We start from the raw sequence: 7,185 nt of genomic DNA on the forward strand, positions 1-7,185 counted from the left end.
GTCAGCCCGCCAGCGCGGCCTCCACGGCCTTGCGGTCGAAGCCCTTCAGGCCGATGACCACAAGCCTACCGTCCTTGGCCTCGCCTGCCGCCCAGGCGCGATCGTAATGGTGGCTGACCCGGCGGCCGACACCCTGCACGACGAGCCGCATCGGCTTGCCGGGAATGGCGACGAAGCCCTTCAGGCGCAGCACGCCGTCCGCCTCGGCCGCCCTGGCGACGCGGGCGGAGACGTCTTCGGGAGTGGAAGCGGCGGCAAGGGCGAAATCAAAGCTCTCGAAATCGTCGTGGTCGTGGTCCTCGGCGCTCTCGTGATGCGAGGGGCGCCCGGCGAGATCGGCCTCGGCGGCGGCGTTGAGGCCGACGATCAGTGCCGGCTCGACCTTGCCATGGGCGGTCTCGACGATCTTGATCGCCTTGGGCAGATGCTCGGCGATTTCGGCCTTGACCCGCTCGCGGCCGGCCGCATCGACGAGGTCGCTCTTGTTGAGCAGGATCAGGTCGGCGCAGAGGATCTGGTCCTCGAATACCTCCTCGAGCGGGTTGTCGTGATCGAGAGCGGCGTCGCCGGCGCGCTGCGTGGCGAGCGCCTCCGGATCGTCCGCGAACTGGCCGTCCGCCACCGCGGGTCCGTCGACCACGGCGATGACGCCGTCGACGGTGACGCGCGAGCGGATCGCCGGCCAGTTGAAAGCATTGACCAGCGGCTTCGGCAGCGCCAGCCCGGAGGTCTCGATCAGGATGTGCTCGGGCGGGTTCGCCCGGTCCAGCAGCTTCTCCAGCGCCGGCACGAAATCGTCGGCGACGGTGCAGCAGATGCAGCCGTTCGGCAGCTCGACGATGTCCTCCTCGCTGCAGCCTGCGACGCCGCAGGCGGCGAGGAAGGAGCCGTCGAAGCCGAGATCGCCGAACTCGTTGACCAGCACGGCGAGGCGCTTGCCCTGGCTGTTCTCGAGCAGGTGGCGGACCAGCGTGGTTTTCCCGGCGCCGAGGAAGCCGGTGATGATCGTGCAGGGGATCTTGCCCAGCGAGGGCGCTTGCGGTGCGTTCATGGTCTTGATCCTTGTTGGCGCGCCGGCAGAGGCGGCACGCGCGCGACCACGCCCTTGCGGAACGAGGCGGGTCTGTCCTTCCAGGGAACGATGCCGTTGGCGCTGGCCGCGAAGCTCGCGGCAGCCCCGACGATCTCGTCGAGATGGGTCTCGGCGTCGAGGTCGCCGATCAGGTAGGTCCATTTGCCGTCGCCCGCGAGGGCGACGGTGCAGGGGCGGTCGCAAACGGCGAGACAATCGACCGTCTCGACCGGCGTCGCGCCGCCGGCTCCGGCGATCCGCTCGCGGAGCGCCTCGGCGAGGGTCTTGCCGGGCTCGTCGAAACCGTCCGGCAGGTCGGCGCGGGCGCGCCGGCAGGCGACGCAGACGAAGATGGTGACATCGCCCTCGGGCATGGGCTGTTCCTTGCTTCAGCGCGACCCTGTGAGGAGCCGCGCGCGAGCGTCAGGCCGCGGCCGGCACTGCTGCGCGGCGGCTCGCCCAAGGCCAGAGCACGCCGACGGCAAAGCCGGTGGCGAGCCAGAGTGCGGCCTGGAGCGCAAGCGAGAGCGCCGCGAAATGCGCCGCGATCTCGGCCGGCACCTTGCTCTCGGGCGCGGCCGGATGCGGCGCGCCGATCAGATGCGGCACCAGCATGGCGAGCACGGCGAGCGCCCGCAGCCAGGAGGCCTCGGCCCGCAGGAAGACCCAGAGTCCGCCGGCCGTGACGAGCGCCGTCGCGATCCACCAAATCTGGCGATGGACGAGCTCGGCAGCGGCGCTGCCGGGCAGTTCCGGCGCGAGCCCCGTCGCCGGCACCAGCCCGAAGGCCAGGAAGCCGCATGCGGCCCAGATCAATGCGCTGCGCTCGGTGATGGCGTCGCCCGCCGCGATCATCCCGCCGAGCAGCAGTGCGGCGAAGCCGATCGAGGTCGCGATGGTGACGAGGGTGGTGAAGGCGGTGCGCTGCAGTCCGTCCTGCGGCTTCCATTCCGCATGATCGGCCGCGTCATGGCCGCCATGGGCCAGGATGATCCTGGCGTCGCCGCTGAAGGCGGCGTGCTGCAATTCGCCGGCACGCAGCGCCGCCTCATAGGTCTCCGCCTTGAGGATCAGCGGGGTGGTGGTGACATGCTGGAGCGCAGCGACGATCAGCCCAGCCAGAAGCCCGGCCAGAAGACTGACCGTGAGAACACGATTGACCATGATGCGTTTCCCTCAGTGGCAGGGAAAAGCGAGGGTATGGCGCGTGTCGTGAGCAGCGTTATGGACGCTGGTAGAATGGGCGAAGCCGACGGTGAAGATCAGCACCGCGCCGAGCGCGAGCGCCGCGGCGGCAGCCTTGACGCGCTCGGAGGCGCTGGCCTGGCTCTGGATCGAAGCCGTATTCGTCGTCATCTTTGTCTCCTTGGCCACCCCACCGGCGGCCGATTGGATTGCAGCGAATAGGACGGCAGGTCTCCTGGCTCGCGGGTCCAAATTCCGTGCCGCCTTCCCGGGTTGCCCCAGTGGCCGATGGCGCGAAACTCGCCGCTTACAGTTGCGGGGGCAGCCGCGGTATCGCACCGCGTTCCCTTTTCACCTCGTTGCCGAGGCACCGTCGCGATGATCATTAGCCATGTGCCGGCCGCTGTGCAATGCAGTGCGCCGTCATTCTCGGGTGGAGCGAAGCGGGCCCCTGAGAATCTCTTGATCCAGTCATGCCCTGGTCAAGCCCGAGCATGACCGCGGAGGAGGCCGGCAGTGGCGATTCCCCAATTGACCCTCGTCCTCGGCGGCGCCCGCTCCGGCAAGAGCCGGCATGCGGAGGCGCTGGTCGAGGCGCTGCCCGGCCCCTGGACCTATATCGCCACGGCGCAGGCCTATGATGACGAGATGCGCACGCGCATCGCCGAACATCGCGCGCGCCGTCCGAAAGGCTGGGTCACGGTCGATGCGCCTCTCGCTCTCGCAGCCGCGATCCGCGATGTTCCCGCCGGGCGTCCGATCCTCGTCGATTGCCTGACGCTCTGGCTGACGAACGTCATGCTGGCCGAGCAGGATCTCACCGCGGCGCGGGAGGACCTGCTCGCCGCCTGCGCCACGGCGCCCGGTCCGCTCGTGCTGGTCGGGAACGAGGTCGGGCTCGGGATCGTGCCCGAGAATGCGCTGGCGCGGCGCTTCCGCGACGAGACCGGCCGCCTCCACCAGGAGCTTGCGGCGCGGGCCGGCCGCGTGATCTTCATGGTCGCCGGGCTGCCGATGCAGGTGAAGTAGGAAAGGAAGCCGCGACGATGACGATCGAAGCTGAGGACGCCGCCCGCCACAAGGCCAAGATGGCGAAGCGCAAGGCGGTGCAGGACGCCGAGGTCGCCGCCAAGACGATCGAGAAGGGGTTGCTGATCGTCCATACCGGACCGGGCAAGGGCAAGTCGACCGCGGCCTTCGGGCTGATCCTGCGCGCGCTCGGCCATGACTGGCGCGTCGGCGTCGTGCAGTTCATCAAGGGCGCCTGGTCGACCGGCGAGCGCAAGGCGCTCGAGGCCTTCGGCGACCGCATCGCCTGGCACAGCATGGGCGAGGGCTTCACCTGGGAGACGCAGGACAAGGCCCGCGACATCGCGGCCGCCGAGCGCGCCTTCGCCAAGGTCCGCGAGCTGATGGCGGATCCCGAGATCCGGCTGCTCGTGCTCGATGAGCTCAATATCGCGCTGCGCTACGACTACCTGCCGCTGGCCGAGGTGGTCGAGACGCTGGCGAGCCGCCGGCCGGACCTCCACATCGTGGTCACCGGCCGCAACGCCAAGCCGGAGCTGATCGAAGCCGCCGATCTCGTCACCGAGATGGCGCTGGTGAAGCACCATTTCGCATCAGGCGTGAAAGCGCAGGAGGGCATCGAGTTTTGAGATTGGGCAGGTGCTGTGCGCCATCCCCGTCATTGCGAGCGCAGCGAAGCAATCCAGGAGGTCTCGCACAGTCCTCCTGGATTGCTTCGTCGCTTCGCTCCTCGCAATGACGGGAGCCGACAGGTCCGACCTGCGGCGTGCTCTCAAAATGCCAGTGCGATGATCGCTCCCGCCGCGGCCAGCGCGCCAAGCAGCAGGCACGCCTTCCGATAAAGCCTGAGTGCCCGCCGGATATCGCCCGCTCTCGCCTCGGCCCGCCCGTTGCCCATCCAGCCATCCTCGACCCGGACATCGCCATAGACGCGTGGTCCTGCCAGCCTCAGGCTCAGCGCGCCCGCCATGGCCGCTTCCGGCCAGCCGGCATTGGGTGAGCGGTGCTGGCCGGCATCGCGCCTCACCGCCCGCCATGCATCGGCGGGGCTGGCATCCCGGTCGAGCGCCGCCGCCCCGACCAGCAGCAGCGCGGTCAGCCGCGAGGCTGGCAGGTTCACCAGATCGTCGAGCCGGGCGGCGGCCCAGCCGAAGGCGAGATGGCGCTCGGTCTTGTGGCCGATCATCGAATCGGCGGTGTTGACCGCCTTGTAGAGCACGCCTCCCGGCAGGCCGCCGAGGCCGAGCCAGACAGCCGGCGCCACGATCCCGTCCGAGAAATTCTCGGCGAGGCTCTCGATCGCGGCACGCGCCACGCCGGCCTCGTCGAGCGTTTCCGGATTGCGGCCGACGATCATCGCTACCGCTTTGCGTCCCCCAGCAAGACCATCGCGCTCCAGCCCGTCGGCGACGGCCGCGACATGCTCGTGCAGGCTGCGCTGTGCGAGCAGGGCGGAGGCGATCAGGGCAAGCGGCAGGAAGCCGAGCGGGCCAAGGCTCTGGCAAAGCAGGGTCAACGCCCAGGCGGCGATGAAAACGACCATCAGCAGCACGGCGAGCGCCAGCGCTCCCGCCGCCCTGCGCATGGCGAAGGACGCGGTTTGCCGGTTGAACCTCCGGTCGAGCTGCGCGATCAACGCGCCGATCCAGGTGACGGGATGGCCGATCCGCGCATACAAGCCCTGCGGGTAGCCGAGCGCCGCTTCCAGAATCAGCGCGGCGAGCAGGAGCGGCAAGGTGTCGGACAAGGTCATGCGGGGCGGGAATGGCTGAGGCGGACGGCACAATCTGGCATGGCGGCGATCTGGCCCAGGCCAAGGCGCTGTTCCCGGACGCGCCTGAGCCGTGGATCGATCTCTCGACCGGGATCAATCCCATCCCCTATCCGCTTCCGGAGCTGCCGTTAAGCCTCTGGCAGCGCCTGCCGGGCGCGCAGGACGAGGCGGCGCTGCTTGCCGCGGCGCGCGGCGCCTATCGCGTGCCGGATGCGGCCGGCATCGTCGCGGCGCCCGGGACGCAGATCCTGATCGAGCTCCTGCCGCGGCTGGTGGAGCCGGGGCCGGTCGCGGTGCTCGGCCCGACCTATGGCGAGCATGCGCTGGCCTGGCGCAAGGCCGGCATGGCGTTGCGGGAGATCGCAAAACGCGACGAGGCCGGCGATGCGCGGGTCGTCGTCCTGGTCAATCCGAACAATCCCGACGGCCGCCTGGTCGGCCGTGCCGAACTCTCGGCGCTTGCCCAAAGTCTTGCAGCGCGCGACGGGCTTCTCGTCATCGACGAGGCCTTCGTCGACTTCACGCCGGAGGCGAGCCTGATCCCGGAACTCCCCCCGGCGACGCTGGTGCTGCGCTCCTTCGGCAAGACCTATGGGCTGGCCGGGCTGCGGCTCGGCTTCGCCATCGGCGAGCCTGTGCTGACGGGCCGCCTGCGCGCGGCGCTCGGTCCTTGGGCCGTGGCCGGGCCGGCGCTGCATGTCGGCGCCTGCGCCCTTGCCGATAAAGCCTGGCTCGACAACGCGCGTATCGACCGCACCCGCGACGCGGCGCGGCTCGACGCGCTCCTGGCTCCGCGCGGCGATGTCGTCGGCGGCACGGCCCTGTTCCGGCTGCTGGAGACGCGCGATGCCGCGGCTCTCTTCGCTCATCTCGGCCGTGGCGGCATCTATGCCCGCCGCTTCCAGCACGATGCCGCCCGGCTGCGCTTCGGCCTCCCCGGCGACGAAACGTCCTGGACGAGGCTCGCCGCCGCGCTCGCTTCCTTCACGCCCGATGAAGGGCCGCATGCGCGTCGCGCGGGGACGCAGCGGCCGGGTCATGACTAAGCTGTCGCGAATGAATGCACACAGGGAGACGTATGGAATGAAGCCTTGGCCAAACGAGAGCGATCTGACGATCTGCTTCGCCCATGCCGCCTATCAGCTCGGCGCGGAATTCGCCGCGCGCGGCCGGAAGGAGCCGCATGTCGAGGTCCGCAGCCTCGACGAGCTCAAGGCCCGCGCCTCGGAGGCCGCTGTGATCGTCGCCTCGGGCATGTGGCGCAACGAGCTGATCGGCGTCGCGCCGCGGCTGCGCTTTGTGCAGTCGGTCAGCGCCGGCACTGACCAGTTCGACAAGCCGGCCTTCGCGGCGGCGGGCATCCGCCTCGCCAGCGCCCAGGGCGGCAACGAGCGCGCCGTCTCCGAGCACGCGATGGCGCTGATTCTCGCGCTGACCCGCCAGATCCATCTCGCCCGCGACAACCAGACGGCGCGGCACTGGCGGCCGATGATCGGCGACCGCGCCCGGCGGGAGGACGAGCTCGGCGGCAAGACGCTGGTGATCGTCGGCCTCGGTCGCATCGGCATGCGGTTGGCTGGCCTGGCGTCCGCCTTCGGGATGCGCGTGATCGGCGTCCGGCGCAGGCCCGGACCTGAGTCTGGCATCGACGCAATCGTGCCGCCGGACAGGCTCGGCGAGGCTCTCGCCCAGGCCGATATCGTCGCCCTGACCTGCCCGCTCACGCCGGAGACCGAGGGGCTGATCGGCAAGGCGGCGCTGGCTTCGATGCGCCCCGACGCCCTGCTGATCAATGTCGCGCGCGGCCGGGTCGTCGACGAGGCGGCGTTGCTCGAGACCTTGCGTGCCGGCCGTATCGCCGGGGCCGGGCTCGACTGTTTCCATGACGAGCCGCTCCCGCCTGATTCGCCGTTCTGGGCGCTGCCAAACGTCGTCGTCACCCCGCACAGCGCCGGCGAGACCCGGGCCTACGAGGCCAATGTCGTCGATATCCTGATCGAGAATCTCGACCGCCTCGCGCGCGGCGAGGCGTCGCTGCGCAATCAAATCGTCTGAGGCGAGACGCTCAGCGCTCCGCCGTCATTGCGAGCGAAGCGAAGCAATCCAGGGGCCGTCGGGCGAGCCC

At 69.9% G+C, this 7,185-nt stretch carries 9 protein-coding genes and 1 riboswitch; of the genes, 4 read left to right on the plus strand and 5 right to left on the minus strand.

What is annotated here, in order from left to right; translation table 11 throughout:
• Position 1 precedes the first annotated feature (1 nt).
• Genes cobW through ACTIF2_RS23620 form a run of 4 tightly spaced genes read right to left on the minus strand, consistent with a single transcriptional unit; the run spans position 2 to position 2,428 of the window.
• Positions 2-1,051 (minus strand): cobalamin biosynthesis protein CobW, encoded by a 1,050-nt coding sequence (gene cobW / locus ACTIF2_RS23605; protein WP_439499575.1) that lies wholly within the window; start codon positions 1,049-1,051, stop codon positions 2-4.
• A complete protein-coding gene (locus tag ACTIF2_RS23610) occupies positions 1,048-1,446 on the minus strand; it encodes a DUF1636 family protein (RefSeq protein ID WP_439499576.1) in 399 nt (132 codons plus the stop codon). Before ACTIF2_RS23610 ends, cobW begins: the two co-directional genes overlap by 4 nt.
• A gap of 49 nt (positions 1,447-1,495) precedes the next feature.
• Complete coding sequence (locus ACTIF2_RS23615; RefSeq protein ID WP_439499577.1) at positions 1,496-2,236, minus strand: CbtA family protein; 741 nt, start codon at positions 2,234-2,236, stop codon at positions 1,496-1,498.
• Between the two features lie 12 nt (positions 2,237-2,248).
• Positions 2,249-2,428, minus strand: coding sequence for a CbtB domain-containing protein (locus ACTIF2_RS23620; RefSeq protein WP_439499578.1), 180 nt, complete (start codon positions 2,426-2,428; stop codon positions 2,249-2,251).
• Positions 2,429-2,465: 37 nt separating this feature from the next.
• Positions 2,466-2,647, minus strand: a riboswitch (cobalamin riboswitch).
• 141 nt (positions 2,648-2,788) lie between these two features.
• On the opposite strand from ACTIF2_RS23620, the gene cobU reads away from it, so the two are divergent.
• Together cobU and cobO are read left to right on the plus strand one after the other, a co-directional pair.
• Positions 2,789-3,286 carry a bifunctional adenosylcobinamide kinase/adenosylcobinamide-phosphate guanylyltransferase gene (gene cobU, locus ACTIF2_RS23625; protein WP_439499585.1) on the plus strand — a complete coding sequence of 166 codons (498 nt, stop codon included), beginning with the start codon at positions 2,789-2,791 and terminating at the stop codon, positions 3,284-3,286.
• A gap of 17 nt (positions 3,287-3,303) precedes the next feature.
• The gene (gene cobO / locus ACTIF2_RS23630; RefSeq protein ID WP_439499579.1) at positions 3,304-3,915 is read left to right on the plus strand and encodes a cob(I)yrinic acid a,c-diamide adenosyltransferase; all 612 of its coding nucleotides are present in this window, start codon (positions 3,304-3,306) and stop codon (positions 3,913-3,915) included.
• Between the two features lie 143 nt (positions 3,916-4,058).
• Here cobO and cbiB read toward each other — a convergent pair whose 3' ends face one another.
• Entirely contained in the window at positions 4,059-5,039 is a 981-nt protein-coding gene (gene cbiB / locus ACTIF2_RS23635) for an adenosylcobinamide-phosphate synthase CbiB (RefSeq protein WP_439499580.1), read from the minus strand.
• Positions 5,040-5,050: 11 nt separating this feature from the next.
• Here cbiB and cobD point away from each other — a divergent pair, with 11 nt between their 5' ends.
• Together cobD and ACTIF2_RS23645 are read left to right on the plus strand one after the other, a co-directional pair.
• Complete coding sequence (gene cobD / locus ACTIF2_RS23640; protein ID WP_439499581.1) at positions 5,051-6,106, plus strand: threonine-phosphate decarboxylase CobD; 1,056 nt, start codon at positions 5,051-5,053, stop codon at positions 6,104-6,106.
• Positions 6,107-6,143: 37 nt separating this feature from the next.
• Positions 6,144-7,115 carry a D-2-hydroxyacid dehydrogenase gene (locus ACTIF2_RS23645; protein ID WP_439499582.1) on the plus strand — a complete coding sequence of 324 codons (972 nt, stop codon included), beginning with the start codon at positions 6,144-6,146 and terminating at the stop codon, positions 7,113-7,115.
• The last annotated feature ends 70 nt before the right edge of the window (positions 7,116-7,185 follow it).

Origin of the sequence: Allobosea sp. (assembly GCF_051860145.1) — a bacterium.
In the GTDB taxonomy this organism is placed as follows: Bacteria; Pseudomonadota; Alphaproteobacteria; order Rhizobiales; family Beijerinckiaceae; genus Allobosea.